Below are 17044 nucleotides of genomic sequence, written 5' to 3'. Positions count from 1 at the left end.
ACGTCACCTTCCGTACCATGGCGTGCGGCACGCCCATTTACCGAGGATCCCGCCCCGCATGCTCCGTCTTACCCCGCTGGCCCGCCACTGTGCGCTGGCCTCGGCCGTGTTGCTGCCATCGCTGGCGCAGGCCCAGAACACCCCCGCCCCCGCTGCCTCGATCGAGCGGCTGCCCACGGTCCAGGTCCAGGCCGCGCGCGTGGCGCAGGTGGCCGATATCGATCTGCCGGCCTCGCTGACCACGGTCTGGGTGGACGAGGACCGCACCGGGCCGCTGGCCCAGCTCGCCGAGGCCCTCAACGGCATTCCCGGGGTGGTTGCCCGTGATCGGCAGAACTATGCGCAGGACACCCAGCTCTCGATCCGTGGCTTCGGCGCGCGCTCGACGTTCGGCGTGCGCGGCGTGCGGGTGCTGGTGGACGGTGTGCCGGCCACCATGCCCGACGGCCAGGGCCAGCTCTCCCACGCCAGCCTGCTCTCGGCGCAGCGCGTGGAGGTGCTGCGCGGGCCGTTCTCGGCGCTGTACGGCAACTCCTCTGGGGGCGTGGTGCAGGTGTGGAGCGCGGACGGCACCGAGGGCGACCCGTGGCGCCTGCGGCTGGATACCGGCAGCGACAACACCCTCAGCGCCGGCGCCCAGCTGCGTGGCATGCAGGGGCCGATCCGCTACAACGTCGCCGCCAACCACTTCCGCACCGATGGCTGGCGCGATCACAGCCAGGCCCGGCGCGAATCGGTCAACGCCCGCTTGGGCACGGATGTCGGCGGCGGCCAGCTGGATCTGGTCCTGAACTACTTCGATGCGCCCGACGCACAGGATCCGCTCGGCCTCACCCGTGCCCAGGTGCGCGAGAACCCGCGTCAGGCGACCGCGGTGGCCACCCAGTACAACACCCGCAAATCCGTGCGCCAGGCCCAGGCCGGGCTGGTGTTCACCCGAACCAAGGGCGCGCAGACCTGGCGTGCGATGGGCTATGCCGGCCAGCGCAGCGTGGAGCAGTACCTAGCGATCCCGCCGGCGCCGCAGCTCAGCTCGCCGCTGCACGCTGGTGGGGTGATCGATCTGGACGGGGCCTATGGTGGTCTCGACGCGCGCTGGGCGTGGCACGGTGACTGGGCCGGTCGACCGCTGGATGTGGTGATCGGTGCCAATGCCGACCGTCAGCAGCAGGATCGTCGTGGTTACGAGAACTTCGTCGGGGATCAGGTCGGCATCAAGGGCCGCCTGCGCCGTGACCAGAGCGACCGGGTCGAGAACGTGGACCAGTTCGCCCAGGCGTGGTGGCAGTGGGCGCCGCGTTGGTCGTTGCTGCTGGGGGTGCGCCACAGCACGGTCCGTTTCCGCTCCAACGACCACTACATCACCGCTGGCAATCCGGACGACAGCGGTTCGCGTCGCTACGAAGCGACCACGCCGGTGGCCGGCGTGGTGTTCCGCGCCAGCGATGCGTGGCGGCTGTACGCGTCGGCCGGACGCGGCTTCGAAACGCCCACCTTCAACGAGCTCGGCTATCGCGCCGATGGCCAGGCCGGGCTGGCGCTGGATCTCTCGGCGGCCCGCAGCCGCAACCTGGAAGTCGGCAGCAAGTGGCATGGACAGAATGGCGCGCAGGTCGAAGCCGCGCTGTTCCGCGCCGACACCGATGACGAGCTGGCCGTGGCGAGCAACAGCGGCGGCCGCAGCACCTACCGCAACATCGGGCGCACGCGCCGCCAGGGCGCGGAGGCCAGCTATGTGCAGCCGCTGGGGGCGCAGGCGGATCTTTCGCTGGCCTACACCTGGATCGAAGCCACCGTGCGTGATCCGTATGCGCTGTGCGCGGCCGCTGGCTGCAACACGGTGACCGCCGGCTCACGCCTGCCGGGTGTACCCAAGAAGCAGTGGAACGCGCGGGTGCAGTACCGCCCGGGCCCGTGGCACTGGGCCGCCGAGGTGGTGGCCTCCAGCGACACCGTGGTCAACGATCTGGCCACCGAGCGCGCGCCGGGCTACGCGCTGCTGAATCTGGACCTATCGCGGCGCTGGACCACCGCGCAGGGCACGCTGCGGGCCTTCGCCCGGATCGACAACGCCCTGGACCAGCGCTACATCGGCTCGGTGATCGTCAACGACGGCAACCAGCGCTTCTTCGAACCCGGCCCGGACCGCCGTTACAACGTCGGGCTGCAGTGGCAGTGGGCGCCCTGATCTAGCCCGGCGGCTTGGCCGGCACGAACGGTGAGGTCGGGTCGCTGGCCGGGAAGGTCTCTTCCAGCGCCTCGTCCTGGTTGTCGCTGGCGTGTTCCTTGCGCTGGCGGCGCTGGTATTCATCTTCGCGGCGATGATGACCGGCCGGGCCTTTCTCGCCGGCCGCCGAATCCTTGCGGTCGCGCGGGACCGAGTCCGGGGTGACCGCCACGGGCAGGTGATCGGGTGCGTCGTCGGGCACGGACATGCCGGCACCGCGGTCTTCGGCGTCCTGGTTGTCATGTTTGGCGCGCTGCTCGCCGGGGACTGGGGCGGTGGCGTCGCGCAGGGGATCGCGGGGCATGGGAGTTCTCCAGTAGCGGTGCCCTCCAGTACAGCGCGCGGCGGGTGAAGTCGCTGCGAATCCCGCCGCAGCAACGAATCTGTCACGGCTGGATAACGGCGGCGGGTCTATTCCTGCTTGCCCCGCCGCTGTCGGAGTCGTGTCATGCCCCGCCTGGACCGCCGTGCCGCACCCGCGTTGTTCAACGCCTACCTGCAGCCGGAACGGAGCGGGCGCCGTGCGCGCCGTGACCGTGCCGAGGATGCACAGGCGGTTGCACAGGACTACCTGCAGTACATGCGCAGCGATTACGAGCAGCGCCGCAGTCATGGCCGGCGCAGCTGGCGCGACCTCTATCCCGCTTACGCGTTCGCACTGACCACGCACTACGCGGACTGGCCGCGCGGTGCCGATGACACCGATGGCGAGCTGGCCGAGCACTGGGAACAGATGCGCGGGCAGTCGCGACTGGGCTGGCACCAGGCCCGCGCCGTGGTCGAAGACGCGTGGCTGGCGCTGGACCACATGCCGGCGGCGGCGGTGCACGGCCTGCTGCAGTAGCCGCGGCGTGCAGCCGGCCTGCACAGCCCGGACACAGGCGTTTCACGTGCTGCGCGGTACAGCTGCCCTCCCTGTAGTGTTGGAGTGGCGCCACCATGGCCCGACCGATCTGGACCGGCACGCTGTCATTCGGGCTGCTCAATGTCCCGGTGTCGCTGATGTCCGGCGAGCGCAACGTCGATCTGCACTTCCGGATGCTGGATTCGCGCGACCGCAAGCCGATCCGCTTCGAGCGCGTCAACGCCGATACCGGCGAAGAAGTGCCGTGGAAGGACATCGTCAAAGCCTACGAGTACGACAAGGGAAGCTACGTCGTGCTGGAAGAGGACGACATCCGCTCGGCCGCGCCGGAAAGCCATGAGGCGGTCGAGGTGGAGACCTTCGTCGATGCCGGCACGATCGATCCGCGCTACTACGAGAAGCCCTACCTGCTGGTGCCCGCAAAGAAAGCCGAGAAAGGCTACGTGCTGCTGCGCGAGACGCTGCGCAGTACCGGCAAGGTCGGCATCGCGCGGGTGGTGGTGCGCACCCGCGAGTACCTGTGCGCGGTGATGCCGCACGGCGATGCGCTGGTGCTGATGATCCTGCGCTATCCGCAGGAACTGGTGGACCCGGAGGACTACAAGCTGCCCAGTGGCAGCCTGTCCGAGTACCGCATCACCAGCAAGGAAACGGCCATGGCCGAGCAGCTGATCGAGTCGATGTCCGGCGAGTGGAAGCCGGACGAGTACCACGATGAATTCCGCGAGCGCCTGCACACGTTGCTGAAGAAGCGGATCAAGGCCAAGGGCGGCACCACCAAGGTGGAGGAGGAGCCGGTCCCGCGCGAGGACGATGCGACGAACGTGGTCGATTTCATGTCGCTGCTGCAGAAGAGCCTGGATGCCAAGAAGCGCACGCCGGCCGCCAGAAAGACAGCGGCGAAGAAGGCCACGGCCAAGGTCGCCAAACCCACCGCCGCCAAAAAGGCGACCAAGACAGCAGGCAAGGCGGCCAAGAAGACCCCCAAGCGCGCGCCTGCGCGCAAAGCCGGGTAAGCCGCCGTGTCCCTGCAGGAATACCGCCGTAAACGCCGTTTCGACGGCACCCCCGAGCCGGACGCCGAGCGCCGCGGTGCGCCGGCGCGGCGACCGATCTTCGTGGTGCAGCTGCACCATGCCAGTTCGCGCCATTACGACGTCCGGCTGGAAGCTGACGGCGTGCTCAAGAGTTGGGCGGTACCGAAGGGCCCCTCGCTGCGTGTCGGCGAAAAACGGCTCGCCGTGGAGGTGGAGGATCACCCGCTGTCCTATGCGACGTTCGCCGGCGATATCCCCAGCGGCCACTACGGTGCCGGGCATGTGGACGTCTACGACCACGGTACCTGGGCCTGCGATGGCGATCCGCTGGAGGCGATCGCGGCTGGCAAGGTGGACTTCGTGCTGCACGGTGAGCGGCTCAAAGGTGGCTGGAAACTGGTGCGCACCGCCATGAAGGGCAAGCAGCACCAGTGGCTGCTGATCAAACGCGATGACGATGAGGCAAGGGATATGGAGGCCGATGATCTGTTGGAGGCGCCACCGAAGGCCGCCAAGCGCACGGGCACCAGGAAGGCCGCCGCTGCCAACACAACGGAGGCCGCCCCGGCCAGGAAAACCGCCCCCGCCAAGGCGGTGACGACCCGTGCCGCACGCAAGGTCGATGCGCGCTGGTCCAAACGCGCGCTGGCGCTTGAAGGGGCACGCGAGAGGCCCTACCCGCATGATTTCAAGCCGCAACTGACCGACCACCGTGCCACCGCGCCGGACGGCGAGCAGTGGCTGCACGAGATCAAATGGGACGGCTATCGCCTGCTCGCCGACGTACGCGAGGGCGTGGTTGCGCTGCGCTCGCGCGGCGGGTTGAACTGGACCGACGATTTCCCCGAGGTGGTGCAGGCGATCGAACGGCTGCCGGTGCGCGATCTGCGCCTGGACGGTGAACTGGTGGTGCTGGATGCGCAGGGCCGCAGTGACTTCACCGCGTTGCAGAAGGTCATCGACGGCACCGCGAAACAGCCACTGCGCTATGTGGTGTTCGATATGCCGGGCATCGCCGGTGTGGATGTCAGCCGGGTGCCGCTGCTGGAGCGCAAGGCGCTGCTCAAGGACCTGCTGGGCAGCAAGCCGGACACCCTGGCCTACAGCGATCATGTGCGCGACCACGGCCCGGCGGTGTTCGCCGCCAGTGGCGAGGCCGGGTTCGAAGGCATCATCAGCAAGCGGATCGATGCGCCCTACGTCAACGCACGCTCACGCGACTGGATCAAGATCAAGCACGAGAACACCGATGAGTTCCTCATCGTCGGCTATACCGAGCCCAAGGGATCGCGCAGCGGTTTCGGCTCGCTGCTGATGGCCACACCGGACAAGGGCGGGTTGCGTTATGTCGGCCGCGTCGGCACCGGCTTCGACGATGCCGCGCTGCGCGCGCTGACCAAGCAACTCACGCCCCTGACCGTGAAGGACGCAGTGGTGGAGCTGCCCGCGCATGTGCCGTTCACCGCGCGCAGCGTGCACTGGGTGAGGCCGGCGCTGGTGGCAGAGGTCGCTTTCCGCGGCTGGGCCAAGGAAGGGTTGCTGCGCCAGGCCAGCTTCAAGCGGCTGCGCGAAGACAAACAGCCGAAGGATCTGGGCGCGGCAGCCACCGCCACTGCCGCTGCCACCGCCACGCCGGCCAGAACCAGCGGCCGGAAGAAGGCCGCGGCTGCGCAGGAAGAGAGCACCGTGGCGATCAGCCGTCCCCAACGCGTGGTGTTCGCCAAGGCGAAGATCACCAAGGGCGAAGTGGCCGACTACTACCGGCGCATGGCGCGCTGGATCCTGCCCGAGGTGGCGCACCGTCCACTGTCGGTGCTGCGCTGCCCGGACGGGGTCGACAAGCCCTGCTTCTTCCAGAAGCACCATGGCACCGGGCTGGGCGGTGCGGTCAAGGCGATCCCGCTGGAGCAGAAGCGCGGGCGCGAGGACTACCTGTACATCGAGGATGTGGAGGGGCTGCTGCAGTTGGTGCAGATGAACACGCTGGAGCTGCATCCCTGGGGGGCCACTATCGAGGATCCCGAGCACCCGGACCGGCTGGTGTTCGATCTGGATCCCGGCGAAGGCGTGAACTGGACCCAGATCAAGGCCGCCGCACGCGATGTGCGCGCCCGCCTGCAGGAAGCCGGGCTGGAGAGCTTCGTCAGGCTCTCCGGCGGCAAGGGCGTGCACGTGGTGGTGCCGCTGCAGCCCAAGGCCGACTGGGCGCACGCCAAGGACTTCTGCGAGGCCTTCGCGCAGGCCATGGCGACGCAGGCACCGGAGCGCTATGTGGCGACGATGAGCAAGGCCAAGCGCGACGGGGTGATCTTCATCGATTGGCTGCGCAATGCGCGTGGCGCCACCAGTGTGAGCTCGTGGTCGCTGCGGGCGCGGCCGGGTGCCGGTGTGGCGGTGCCGTTGCGTTGGGAAGAACTGGGTCGCATCGCGGCGCCGGACGCCTTCCCGATGGCGAAGGCACTGCAGCGCGCGGAGCGGTTGAAGCAGGACCCGTGGGCGGGCATCGCGCAGGTGAAGCAGGCGCTGCCCGGCAGCTGATCAGGCGCGCGCTGGCCGGAACCGCGTGCCCACCCACAGGCCCACGAATGCCTGCACCGGCAGCGAGACCAGCAGGATCACCACGAACCAGAACGGGAAATCGCTGCCGAAATCCCAGGCGGTGTAGATCGATGCGGCCGCGATCACCGCCCACACCACGCCGCCGTGGCTACGCGGCCAGGTCGGCGCATAACGGCTGGCAAAGGCGATCGCGGCGATGCCGCTGAGGATCGTCCAGGCCAGGTCCCAGGCCAGCTGCGGCTCGCCGCCCGGCGGAATGCGCAGTAATGGCACCAGCCACGAACCGAGGCTGTTGACCAGCACCATCACCGCGAACGCGAACACGACGGCCAGCACGGACAGCAGTGGATTCTTCAGGGCGGACCACACAGGCATGGCGGCGACATCACGGCGGGAGAGCCGCCATTATGGACGGGTTGCCGCAGCGTGTTTCAGACCCGGCCGGCGGCCTTGAGCCGGGCGAACTCCTCATCGCTGAACAAACGTGAGCGGACCAGGAAGCGCACGCCCTCGCCGTTCTCCAGCGAAAACATGCCACCCCGGCCGGGCACCACGTCGATGATCAGCTGGGTGTGCTTCCAGTACTCGAACTGCGCGGGGCTGATGTAGAACGGCGCCCCGCCGATCTCGCCCATGCGCACGTCACGGTCGCCGACGATGAAATCGCCTTGGGCGAAACACATCGGCGAGGAGCCGTCGCAGCAGCCACCGGACTGGTGGAACAGCAGGTCGCCGTGGCGGGCCTGCAGTGTCTCGATCAGCTGCAGGGCCGGGAGGGTGGCCATCACCTGGAGCGGGAGGTCGGTCATGATCGGGGTGCCATGGGCGCCGGTTACGCGCTCATGTCCAGCACCACGCGGCCTTCGATCTTGCCGGCCTGCATGCGCGCGAAGATGTCGTTGATGTTCTCCAGCGAATCGCTGGTGACCGTCGCGGTGACCTTGCCCTGCTCGGCGAACGCCAGCGATTCCTGCAGGTCCAGGCGGGTGCCGACGATCGAGCCACGCACGGTGATGCCGTTGAGCACCATCCCGAAGATGTCCAGCGGGAAGTTGCCCGGCGGCAGGCCGTTCAACGAGACCGTGCCGCCGCGACGGACCATGCCCAGTGCCTGCTCGAAGGCCTTCGGCGAGACCGCGGTGACCAGTGCACCGTGCGCCCCGCCGATCTCCTTCTTCAGGAACGCGGCCGGATCGGTGTTGCGCGCGTTGACGGTGATCGTCGCGCCCAGCCGCTCGGCCAGGGCGAGCTTGCCGTCGTCGATATCCACTGCGGCCACGTTCAGGCCCATCGCCTTGGCGTACTGCACGGCCATGTGGCCCAGCCCGCCGATGCCGGAAATCACCACCCACTGGCCGGGCTTGGTATCGGTGACCTTCAGCCCCTTGTAGACCGTGACGCCGGCGCACAGGATCGGCGCGACCTCGATGAAGCCCACGCCCTTGGGCAGCAGGCCGACATACGCTGCATTGGCCAAGGCATATTCGGCGAAGCCACCGTTCACCGAGTAACCGGTGTTCTGCTGGGCTTCGCACAGGGTTTCCCAGCCGCCCAGGCAGTGCTCGCAGTAGCCGCACGCCGAATAAAGCCACGGGATGCCGACACGGTCGCCTTCGCGGATATGGCTGACCCCGGCGCCGACCGCCACCACATGGCCCACGCCCTCGTGGCCGGGAATGAAGGGCGGGTTGGGCTTGACCGGCCAGTCACCGTCCACCGCATGCAGGTCGGTGTGGCACACGCCGCAGGCTTCGATCTTCACCAGGATATCGCCGGGTCCCGGACGCGGCACCTCGACTTCCTCGATGCGCAACGGCTTTCCGAATTCGCGGACAACAGCGGCCTTCATGGTCTTGTTCATGCGTGGATCTCCGTGGATTGCCAATCACTGCACTGTGGCGCCGGCCGCATGCCGGCGCCTTGATCGGGATCAAGCCCGGGGCGGGCTCAGAAGAAGCCCAGCTTCTTGGGCGAGTAGCTGACCAGCAGGTTCTTGGTCTGCTGGTAGTGGTCGAGCATCATCTTGTGGTTCTCCCGGCCGATGCCCGACTGCTTGTAGCCACCGAAGGCGGCATGCGCCGGATAAGCGTGGTAGCAGTTGGTCCACACCCGCCCGGCCTGGATGCCGCGGCCCATGCGGTACAGGCGCGAGGCATCGCGGCTCCACACGCCGGCACCGAGGCCGTACAGGGTGTCGTTGGCCAGCTCCAGTGCTTCTTCCTCGGTCTTGAAGGTGGTCACCGAGACCACCGGCCCGAAGATCTCTTCCTGGAACACGCGCATCTTGTTGTGGCCCTTGAACACGGTCGGCTTCACGTAGAAGCCGCCGGCCAGGTCGCCCTCGAGCTTGGCCTGCTCACCGCCGATCAGCACCTGCGCCCCTTCCTGCCGGCCGATGTCGAAGTAGGAAAGGATCTTCTCCAGCTGCTCGGAGGAGGCCTGCGCACCGACCATGGTGTTGGGATCGAGCGGATTGCCCTGCTTGATCGCGGCCACGCGCTTGAGCGCACGTTCCATGAATTTCTCATAGATCGATTCCTGGATCAGCGCGCGCGAGGGGCAGGTGCAGACCTCGCCCTGGTTGAAGGCGAACAGCACGAAACCTTCCACGGCCTTGTCGAGGAAGTCATCGTCCTCGGCCATCACATCGGCGAAGAAGATGTTCGGCGACTTGCCGCCCAGCTCCAGCGTCACCGGGATCAGGTTCTGGCTGGCGTACTGCATGATCAGGCGGCCGGTGGTGGTCTCGCCGGTGAAGGCGATCTTGGCGATGCGCGGGTTGGAGGCCAGCGGCTTGCCCGCCTCCACGCCGAAGCCGTTGACCACGTTGAGCACGCCCTTGGGCAGCAGATCGCCGATCACCTCCATCAGCACCAGGATCGACGCCGGGGTCTGCTCGGCCGGCTTGAGCACCACGCAGTTGCCGGCGGCCAGCGCAGGCGCGAGCTTCCAGGCGGCCATCAGCATCGGGAAGTTCCACGGGATGATCTGCCCGACCACGCCGAGCGGCTCGTGGAAGTGGTAGGCGATGGTGTCCTTGTCGATCTCCGACAGGCTGCCTTCCTGCGCGCGCACCGCGCCGGCGAAGTAGCGGAAGTGATCGGCCATCAGCGGCACGTCGGCGTTGAGCGTTTCGCGGATCGGCTTGCCGTTGTCCCAGGTTTCGGCATGGGCGAGCAGCTCGAGGTTCTCCTCGATGCGGTCGGCGATCCGGTTGAGGATGTTGGCGCGCTCGGTGGTCGAGGTCTGGCCCCAGGCCGTCTTGGCCGCGTGGGCGGCGTCCAGCGCCGCTTCGATGTCCTCGGCGTTGGAACGGGCGACCTCGGTGAACACCTTGCCCGTCACCGGCGTGGTGTTCTCGAAATACTGGCCGCTGCGCGGGGCCACCCACTCCCCGCCGATGTAGTTGCCGTAGCGCGGCTTGAAGATGGACTGCGGATCGGTGGCGTGCGGCTTGGCGGATGTGACGGCATTCATGGTGCATCTCCGGATGGCGGTGGACAGGCCCGATAAGGGTCTGTTCCATGGCGCAAGGACGATGCCAGGTTCCGTGTGGTGCAGTGCGGCAAGGCGTCACCCGGCGTACCGGTTGATGAGGGGCTCGGAAACTGATGCGGTGCACCACGGCAGGTCATTGCGCGGTAACGCCGGGTGTGGTGTTTATCGGAACAGGCCCCGCTACAACTGTCGCAGATTGCGACACTGGAGAATCCAGGTGTCCCAGCTCCCGCTCCAGCACCGTGTCGGCAATGCGCGACGCTCCTTTTTCGAGCGTGGCGCGGCGCCGGTCGGCAGCGTGCCCGACACCATCCTGCAGTCGTGGCAGCGCTGCCAGCGCGGCGGGCTCTCGGTCGATGCACAGCCGGACGTGGAGCCGCTGCCGGACGCACGCCTGCGCGAGCTGCGCCAGCGCCAGGAAACGCTGTGGCGGCTGGCGCGGCCGGAGCTGGACGGCCTGGCCGCCGACATCGCCGCGACCGGCAGCATCGCGCTGCTGACCGACGAAGCCGGCTGGATCCTGGATGCCGAGGGCAACCCCGCCTTCCTGGACAAAGCCGGGCGAGTGGCGTTGATGCCAGGCGTGCGCTGGGATGAAACCACGGTGGGCACGAACGCGATCGGCACCGCCATCGTCGAAGGTCGCTCGGTGGAGGTACGTGGCGGCGAGCATTACTTCGCTCCGCACGCGATCCTGACCTGTTCGGCGACGCCGATCTTTGACCCGTACGGGCAGCGTGTGGGCGTGCTCGACATCTCCGGCGACGCGCGCCAGCAGCATTTGCACGCCCGCGTGCTGGCCCGGCAGGCGGTGGCGCATATCGAGCACCGCTACTTCGAGGCGGGACTGGGCGATTGCGAGGTGGTCCGCCTGCATCACGACGCCGGCCTGCTCGGTACCGCGCGCGAAGGCGTGCTGGGCTTCCGCAATGGCCGCCTGGTGGCCGCCAACCGTGCCGGGCTGGCCCTGTTCGGGCTGGACCACGGCGACATCGGCAGGGCGCCCTACGAGGCGCTGTTCGATGGTCCGCTCTCGCGGCTGCACGATGATGGCGCGCTGGTGGATCGCCAGGGACGCGCGCTGTACGGCCACGTGAGCCCTGCCGGCGGCGCCACGGTCCGCTCGCCGCTGCCCGCGCGTCCGACCCCCGCCGCACCCGCGCGTGCCGCCGCAGCGGCGGCGCGGGTGGATGCCAGCCCCCTGTTCGATGCCGCCCAGCAGCAGGTGCTCGAGCGGGCCTGCCGCGTGCTGGACGCGCAGCTGCCGGTGCTGCTGCAGGGCGAGACCGGCACCGGCAAGGAGGTGTTCGCACGCGAACTGCATCGGCGCAGCACGCGTGCCGACAAACCGTTCGTGGCGGTCAACTGCGCGGCGCTGCCGGAAGGCCTGATCGAAGCCGAGCTGTTCGGCTACGAGGAAGGTGCCTTCACCGGTGCGCGCAAGAGTGGCAATACCGGCCTGCTTCGCCAGGCCCAGGGCGGCGTGCTGTTCCTCGATGAGATCGGCGACATGCCGCTGGCGCTGCAGCCGCGCCTGCTGCGGGTGTTGCAGGAGCGCACGCTGTCACCGCTGGGCGGCGGCAAGCCGGTGCAACTGGATTTCGCCTTGATCTGCGCTACCCACCGCGATCTCGATCAGGCGATGGCCGCCGGTGACTTCCGCAGCGATCTCTACTACCGCATCGCCGATCACAGCGTGCGTCTGCCCGCCCTGCGCGAGCATGCCGACCGTGCGGTACTGGTGCAGGGCCTGTGGCAACGCCTTGGCCAGGGCCGACAACTGGAGGCCGCCGCGCTGGCCGCGCTGGCCGGCTACACATGGCCCGGCAATGTGCGGCAGCTGTGCTCGTGCCTGCGCACGCTGGTGGCGCTGAGTGATCCGGGTGAGGTGATCCGGCACGGCATGCTGCCGGCCCATCTGCAGACCGCGCCCACACCGGCCCTGCCATCCACCGCGGAAGGGTTGGAGGCAATGACCGAAACCGCGATGCGCGAAGCGCTGCGCGCCAGTCAGGGCAACGTCGCCCAAGCGGCCCGCGCGCTGGGCATCAGCCGCAGCACGCTGTACCGCCGGGTTGGTGCGACAGCCCGCCGCCACTGAGGCGGCAGGCCGTGCGGGATCAGCCGACCAGCGCCGCCGAATCGCGTGCCAGCTGCTCGATGCCGGTCCAGTCCTTGGCCTGCAGCAGGGCCCGCGTGGTGAGCCAGGAACCGCCCACGCACAGCACGTTGGGCAGGTGCAGGAAATCGCGCGCGGTCTGCGCGCTGATGCCGCCGGTCGGGCAGAACCGCACATCGCCGAACGGGCCGTTCCATGCCGACAGCATGGCCGCGCCGCCGGCCTGCACCGCCGGGAAGAACTTGAAGGTATCCAGGCCGTGCTCCAGGCCGAGCATCAGCTCCGAGGAGGTCGCCACGCCCGGCAGGAACGGCAGATCGGTATCGCGGGCGGCGGCGTACAGGCGCGCGGTCGCGCCGGGCGACACCGCAAAGCGCCCGCCCACCTGCTTGACCTTCTCCATCTGCGTGGCGGTCAGCACGGTGCCGGCGCCGATCACGGCATCGGGCACCGCTTCGACCATGGCCTGGATCGCGTCCATCGCCATCGGCGTGCGCAGCGTCACTTCGATCACCGGCAGGCCGCCGTTGAACAGTGCACGCGCGACCTCGACGGCATCCTCGACGCTTTCCGGGGTGAACACCGGAATCACCGGGGCCAGTTTCAGGACTGCGCGTACGCGCGGATCAGCGCCGGACATCGAATCGCTCCTCGCCCGTCAGGGCCATGATGTCAGCCTCGCTGACAGGGTTGAAGTCGCCGGGGATCGAGTGCTTCAGACAGCCTGCGGCCAGGCCGAAGCGCACGATCGCGTCCGGCGCGAAGCCGCGCATCATGCCATGCAGGATGCCGGCGGCGAAGGCGTCGCCACCGCCGATACGGTCCACGATGCCGAGCATTTCGCGGGTCGGTGCCACCGCGCGGGTGCCGTCGCGGCCGATCAGCATCGCCCCGAGGGCGTGGTTGTCCACACTGTGCGGCGTGCGCTGCGTGCAGGCCATCCACTGCAACCGCGGGAACGCGGCGAAGGCCTGCGCGGCGGCCGCATCGACACGCTCACGCACGTCGGCCTGCTCGAATTCACCCCCGAGCACCACGCCGATATCGCGGTAGTCAGCGAAGACCAGATCGGCGCAGGCGAACAGCTCGCGCAGGATGCCGGGTGCATCGCCCTGCCAGCGTGCCCACAGCGACGGGCGGAAGTTGCCGTCGAAGGACACCTTGACGCCACGCGCGCACGCCGCGCGTGCCGCGGCCAGCGTCGCCTGGGCCATGGCCGGGTTGAGCGCCGGGCTGACCCCGGACAGGTGCAGCCAGTCAGCGCCGGCCAGCAGCGCGTCCCAGTCGTAATCGGCGGCGCTGCTGTTGGCGAAGGCCGAATCGGCGCGGTCGTAGACCACCTCGCTGGCACGCTGCACGGCGCCGGTGGTCAGGAAGTACAGGCCCATGCGGCCGTCGCTGCGGCGCACGGCGGTGGTGTCCACGCCGTGGCGGCGCAGCTCGCCCAGCGCGAAGTCGCCCAACGGGTTGCACGGCACCGTGCTGACGACCGCTACCGCGTGCCCCAGGTGCGCCAGCGACACACCGACATTGGCTTCCGCGCCGCCCGCGTGGACCGCCAGCTGGGCGCTCTGCAGCAGCAGCTCGCGACCGGGTGCGCTCATGCGCAGCAACAACTCTCCGAAACAGACAACACGACTCATGGTCCTGGATCCTTGTGAGGGCTGCAGACGCCGCAGGGACGCACAGCAGCAATGGCTAGCGGTGTCATTCTAGCGATGGACGACCGCCCGTCCACCGGTCCTGAATGTCGGAAGCATTGTCCCGCAAGCGTCTAAGGGACAATAAAAGTCTGTTGCGGTGCAAGATGCCGGATCGGTAACGGGCTGTTAACGTCCGCCCTGACCAGCGGTGTCATTGCACTGACATGTCGTTGGATAGCTGTTTCATGTAGCACCTTGGGAGAGGGAAAACATGCAAGTCCAGAACACGAAGAAAAAGACACCGGTTACCTTGCTGGCATTGTCGATCGGCCTGGCGCTGAGTGGTACCGCGCTGGCCCAGGATGCGGGCACCAACCCCACCGACCTGGATACCGTCACCGTCACCGGCTATCGCGCCAGTGTCGAGAAGGCGCTGGACATCAAGCGCGGCGAAGCCGGCGTGGTCGATGCCATCGTCGCCGAGGACATCGGCAAGTTCCCGGATCTGAACCTGGCCGAATCGCTGCAGCGCATCCCCGGCGTGGTCATCACCCGTGAAGCCGGCGAAGGCCGCAACATCTCGGTGCGTGGCCTCGGCCCGGATTTCACCCGCGTGCGCATCAACGGCATGGAAGCGCTGACCACGGTCGGCGCCGGCGACCAGAGCGGCGGCACCAACCGCGGCCGCGGCTTCGATTTCAACGTGTTCGCCTCGGACCTGTTCTCGCAGCTGCTGGTGCGCAAGACCGCCTCGGCCGATGTCGAGGAAGGCTCGCTGGGCGCTACCGTCGACCTGCGCACCGCGCGCCCGTTCGACTATGACGGCTTCACCTTCGCCGCCAGCGGCCAGGCCGGCTACAACGCGATGGCCGAGAAAGCCGATCCGCGCATGGCCGCGCTGATCTCCAACACCTTCGCCGATGGCACCTTCGGGGCGCTGTTGTCGGTGGCCTATTCCGAGCGCCAGGCGCTGGAAGAAGGCTCCAACACCGGCCGCTGGGCCAACGGCCCGAGCAACGGCAACTTCAATGCGGCCTCGCCGTTCGCCGCCGCGCGCTCGGCCAACGTCTACCACCCGCGCTTCCCGCGCTACGTGCAGATGGAACATGAGCAGAAGCGCCTGGGCGTGACCGGCACCCTGCAGTGGAAGCCCAGCGATGCCACCGAGTTCTCGCTGGACGCGCTGTACTCCAAGATCGATGCGACCCGCGACGAGCACTACATCGAAGCGATCTCCTTCAGCCGTGGCGCCAACACCGCGCAGCCGCGCCTGGCCGGCAAGCCGGCGATGGTCGTCAAGAACGGCGTCATCGAGAACAACGCGCTGGTCTACGGCGAATTCGACAACGTCGACATCCGCTCGGAAAACCGTCACGACGAGTGGAGCACCGAATTCAAGCAGCTCAGCCTCAACGGCCAGCACCGTTTTGGCGACGACTTCACTTTGTCCGGCAAGCTCGGCATCTCGCGCTCCAAGCACGAAAACCCCGTGCAGACCACCATCATCATGGACAAGTACGACGTCGACAATTACAGCTACGACTACCGGGGCAACAGCCGGTTCCCGACGCTGAACTACGGCATCGACCCGACCAACCCGGCGGGCTGGGAACTGGCCGAGATCCGTCTGCGCCCGCAGTACGTGGACAATGACTTCGATACCGGCCAGCTGGATTTCAACTGGAACATCAGCCCGGGCTTCCGCCTGAAGGGTGGCGTGCTCGCCAAGGATTACACCTTCAAGACCACCGAGCTGCGTCGCGCCAGCGAACTGGCCGTGCCGACCTTCCCGGGTGGCACCCGCATCGTGCCGGTGGACATGACCGAGCAGGCCGGCCTGAAGGGCATCAACGGCAGCCCGTCCAACTGGGTGGTGCCGGATCTGAACGCCATCGCCGATCAGTTCGACATCTACAGCAACAGCGGCATCTTCGCCGTCGCCCCGCGCGCCAACAACGTGCGCAGCGTCGAAGAGAAGGACCGTGGCGCTTACCTGATGGGCGAGTTCTCCACCGAGATCGGCGCGCTGCCGCTGTCGGGTAACGTGGGTGTGCGCTACGTGCGCACCAAGCAGAGCTCCACCGGCCTGTCGACGCTGGCCACCGGTACGGTCTCCACCACCGAGAACCGCACCTACAACGACACCCTGCCCTCGTTCAACCTGGTGGCCGAAGTCAGCCCGGACTTCCTGATCCGCCTCGGCGCGGCCAAGGTGATGAGCCGCCCGGGTTTGGGCAGCCTGACGCCTGGCGCAACGGTGGCCGTGGCCGGTGGTGCTCGCACCATCTCCAGCGGCAACCCGGATCTGGAACCGATCCGCGCGACCAACGTCGACCTCGGCTTCGAGTGGTACTTCTCCGAAGGCGCGATGGCCGGTATCGGTCTGTTCTACAAGGACATCGAGAGCTTCGTGCAGACCACCCGCGAAGTGCGCCCGTACTCCGACAGCGGTCTGCCTGCGTCGCTGCTGATCGGCACCGGCGCCTCGCCTACGGATGACTTCACCTACAGCCGTCCGGTCAACACCCCGGGTGGTGAACTGCACGGCGTGGAAGCCAACTACACCCAGCCGTTCACCTTCCTGCCGGGCAAGTGGTCCAACCTTGGCGTGCAGTTGAACTACACCTGGGTGGAATCGCAGATCCAGTATCTCAACGCCGCTGGCCAGCCGGTGATGAAGACCGACCTGACCGGTCTGTCCAAGTCCTCCTGGAACGCCACGCTGTTCTACGAAGGCAAGGTCTTCTCCGGCCGCGTCTCGGCGACCAACCGCGATGACTACCTGACCCAGGCACCGGGTACGGAAACCGGCTTCAACCTCGACGGTTACCACGGCATGACCGGCACCACGGTCATCGATGCTTCGATCCGCTACACGATCAGCGACCAGCTCGAACTGAGTCTGGAAGGCATCAACCTGACCAACGAAGCCTCCGACGAGTGGGTCTACTCGCCGGCCACCGGTCAGCTGCCGCTGCAGTACACCGAAACCGGCCGCCAGTTCCTGCTCGGCGTGCGCTACAAGTTCTGATTCAACGGCACTACCCACCGGCGGCGTGAGCGATCACGCCGCCGGCTGCGCGCACGCCGCCATCG

At 67.8% G+C, this 17044-nt stretch carries 13 protein-coding genes; 6 read left to right on the top strand and 7 right to left on the bottom strand.

The genetic code is table 11. The features are described from left to right. The first annotated feature begins 58 nt into the window (after nt 1-58). Entirely contained in the window at nt 59-2188 is a 2130-nt protein-coding gene (locus ABE463_RS10680; protein ID WP_346468148.1) for a TonB-dependent receptor, read from the top strand. Between the two features lies 1 nt (nt 2189). On the opposite strand, the gene ABE463_RS10675 is transcribed toward ABE463_RS10680, so the two are convergent. Then, complete coding sequence (locus ABE463_RS10675) at nt 2190-2531, bottom strand: hypothetical protein (protein WP_346468147.1); 342 nt, start codon at nt 2529-2531, stop codon at nt 2190-2192. 144 nt (nt 2532-2675) lie between these two features. Between ABE463_RS10675 and ABE463_RS10670 the strand changes: the two genes are divergently transcribed. The 3 genes from ABE463_RS10670 to ligD all read left to right on the top strand — a co-directional run bounded on the left by ABE463_RS10670 (nt 2676) and on the right by ligD (nt 6667). Continuing rightward, entirely contained in the window at nt 2676-3071 is a 396-nt protein-coding gene (locus tag ABE463_RS10670; protein ID WP_121043771.1) for a hypothetical protein, read from the top strand. A gap of 95 nt (nt 3072-3166) precedes the next feature. Continuing rightward, on the top strand, nt 3167-4108 hold the full coding sequence (locus ABE463_RS10665) for a Ku protein (protein ID WP_346468146.1): 942 nt from the start codon (nt 3167-3169) through the stop codon (nt 4106-4108). A gap of 6 nt (nt 4109-4114) precedes the next feature. After that, a complete protein-coding gene (ligD, locus tag ABE463_RS10660; protein ID WP_346468145.1) occupies nt 4115-6667 on the top strand; it encodes a DNA ligase D in 2553 nt (850 codons plus the stop codon). On the opposite strand, the gene ABE463_RS10655 is transcribed toward ligD, so the two are convergent. The 4 genes from ABE463_RS10655 to adh form a co-directional block, all read right to left on the bottom strand. Next, the gene (locus tag ABE463_RS10655; protein ID WP_346468144.1) at nt 6668-7063 is read right to left on the bottom strand and encodes a hypothetical protein; all 396 of its coding nucleotides are present in this window, start codon (nt 7061-7063) and stop codon (nt 6668-6670) included. 56 nt (nt 7064-7119) lie between these two features. After that, on the bottom strand, nt 7120-7497 hold the full coding sequence (locus ABE463_RS10650) for a DUF779 domain-containing protein (protein ID WP_313210550.1): 378 nt from the start codon (nt 7495-7497) through the stop codon (nt 7120-7122). A 23-nt stretch (nt 7498-7520) separates the two neighbouring features. Beyond that, complete coding sequence (adhP, locus tag ABE463_RS10645) at nt 7521-8549, bottom strand: alcohol dehydrogenase AdhP (RefSeq protein ID WP_346468143.1); 1029 nt, start codon at nt 8547-8549, stop codon at nt 7521-7523. An 86-nt stretch (nt 8550-8635) separates the two neighbouring features. Then, nucleotides 8636-10165, bottom strand: coding sequence for an aldehyde dehydrogenase (gene adh, locus ABE463_RS10640; RefSeq protein WP_346468142.1), 1530 nt, complete (start codon nt 10163-10165; stop codon nt 8636-8638). Nucleotides 10166-10403: 238 nt separating this feature from the next. Between adh and ABE463_RS10635 the strand changes: the two genes are divergently transcribed. Next, the gene (locus ABE463_RS10635; protein WP_346468141.1) at nt 10404-12287 is read left to right on the top strand and encodes a sigma-54-dependent Fis family transcriptional regulator; all 1884 of its coding nucleotides are present in this window, start codon (nt 10404-10406) and stop codon (nt 12285-12287) included. A gap of 19 nt (nt 12288-12306) precedes the next feature. Here the strand turns inward: ABE463_RS10635 and eda are convergent, their stop codons facing one another. Further along, nucleotides 12307-12945 (bottom strand): bifunctional 4-hydroxy-2-oxoglutarate aldolase/2-dehydro-3-deoxy-phosphogluconate aldolase, encoded by a 639-nt coding sequence (gene eda, locus ABE463_RS10630; RefSeq protein WP_346468140.1) that lies wholly within the window; start codon nt 12943-12945, stop codon nt 12307-12309. Next, a complete protein-coding gene (locus ABE463_RS10625; protein WP_346468139.1) occupies nt 12932-13948 on the bottom strand; it encodes a sugar kinase in 1017 nt (338 codons plus the stop codon). Before ABE463_RS10625 ends, eda begins: the two co-directional genes overlap by 14 nt. A 271-nt stretch (nt 13949-14219) precedes the next feature. On the opposite strand from ABE463_RS10625, the gene ABE463_RS10620 reads away from it, so the two are divergent. Continuing rightward, nucleotides 14220-16979, top strand: coding sequence for a TonB-dependent receptor (locus ABE463_RS10620; RefSeq protein ID WP_346468138.1), 2760 nt, complete (start codon nt 14220-14222; stop codon nt 16977-16979). The last annotated feature ends 65 nt before the right edge of the window (nt 16980-17044 follow it).

The sequence above is a fragment of the Stenotrophomonas sp. TWI819 genome (genome assembly GCF_039673075.1).
Lineage (GTDB): Bacteria > Pseudomonadota > Gammaproteobacteria > Xanthomonadales > Xanthomonadaceae > Stenotrophomonas > Stenotrophomonas rhizophila_B.
This window is presented reverse-complemented; position numbering and strand designations above follow the sequence as displayed.

Excerpts from the sequence above, each read along its gene's own strand:
- ABE463_RS10680 (WP_346468148.1), top strand. The coding sequence starts at position 59 with ATGCTCCGTCTTACCCCGCTGGCCCGCCACTGTGCGCTGGCCTCGGCC.
- ABE463_RS10675 (WP_346468147.1), bottom strand. The coding sequence starts at position 2,531 with ATGCCCCGCGATCCCCTGCGCGACGCCACCGCCCCAGTCCCCGGCGAG.
- ABE463_RS10670 (WP_121043771.1), top strand. The coding sequence starts at position 2,676 with ATGCCCCGCCTGGACCGCCGTGCCGCACCCGCGTTGTTCAACGCCTAC.
- ABE463_RS10665 (WP_346468146.1), top strand. The coding sequence starts at position 3,167 with ATGGCCCGACCGATCTGGACCGGCACGCTGTCATTCGGGCTGCTCAAT.
- ABE463_RS10655 (WP_346468144.1), bottom strand. The coding sequence starts at position 7,063 with ATGCCTGTGTGGTCCGCCCTGAAGAATCCACTGCTGTCCGTGCTGGCC.
- ABE463_RS10650 (WP_313210550.1), bottom strand. The coding sequence starts at position 7,497 with ATGACCGACCTCCCGCTCCAGGTGATGGCCACCCTCCCGGCCCTGCAG.
- adhP (WP_346468143.1), bottom strand. The coding sequence starts at position 8,549 with ATGAACAAGACCATGAAGGCCGCTGTTGTCCGCGAATTCGGAAAGCCG.
- adh (WP_346468142.1), bottom strand. The coding sequence starts at position 10,165 with ATGAATGCCGTCACATCCGCCAAGCCGCACGCCACCGATCCGCAGTCC.
- eda (WP_346468140.1), bottom strand. The coding sequence starts at position 12,945 with ATGTCCGGCGCTGATCCGCGCGTACGCGCAGTCCTGAAACTGGCCCCG.
- ABE463_RS10625 (WP_346468139.1), bottom strand. The coding sequence starts at position 13,948 with ATGAGTCGTGTTGTCTGTTTCGGAGAGTTGTTGCTGCGCATGAGCGCA.
- ABE463_RS10620 (WP_346468138.1), top strand. The coding sequence starts at position 14,220 with ATGCAAGTCCAGAACACGAAGAAAAAGACACCGGTTACCTTGCTGGCA.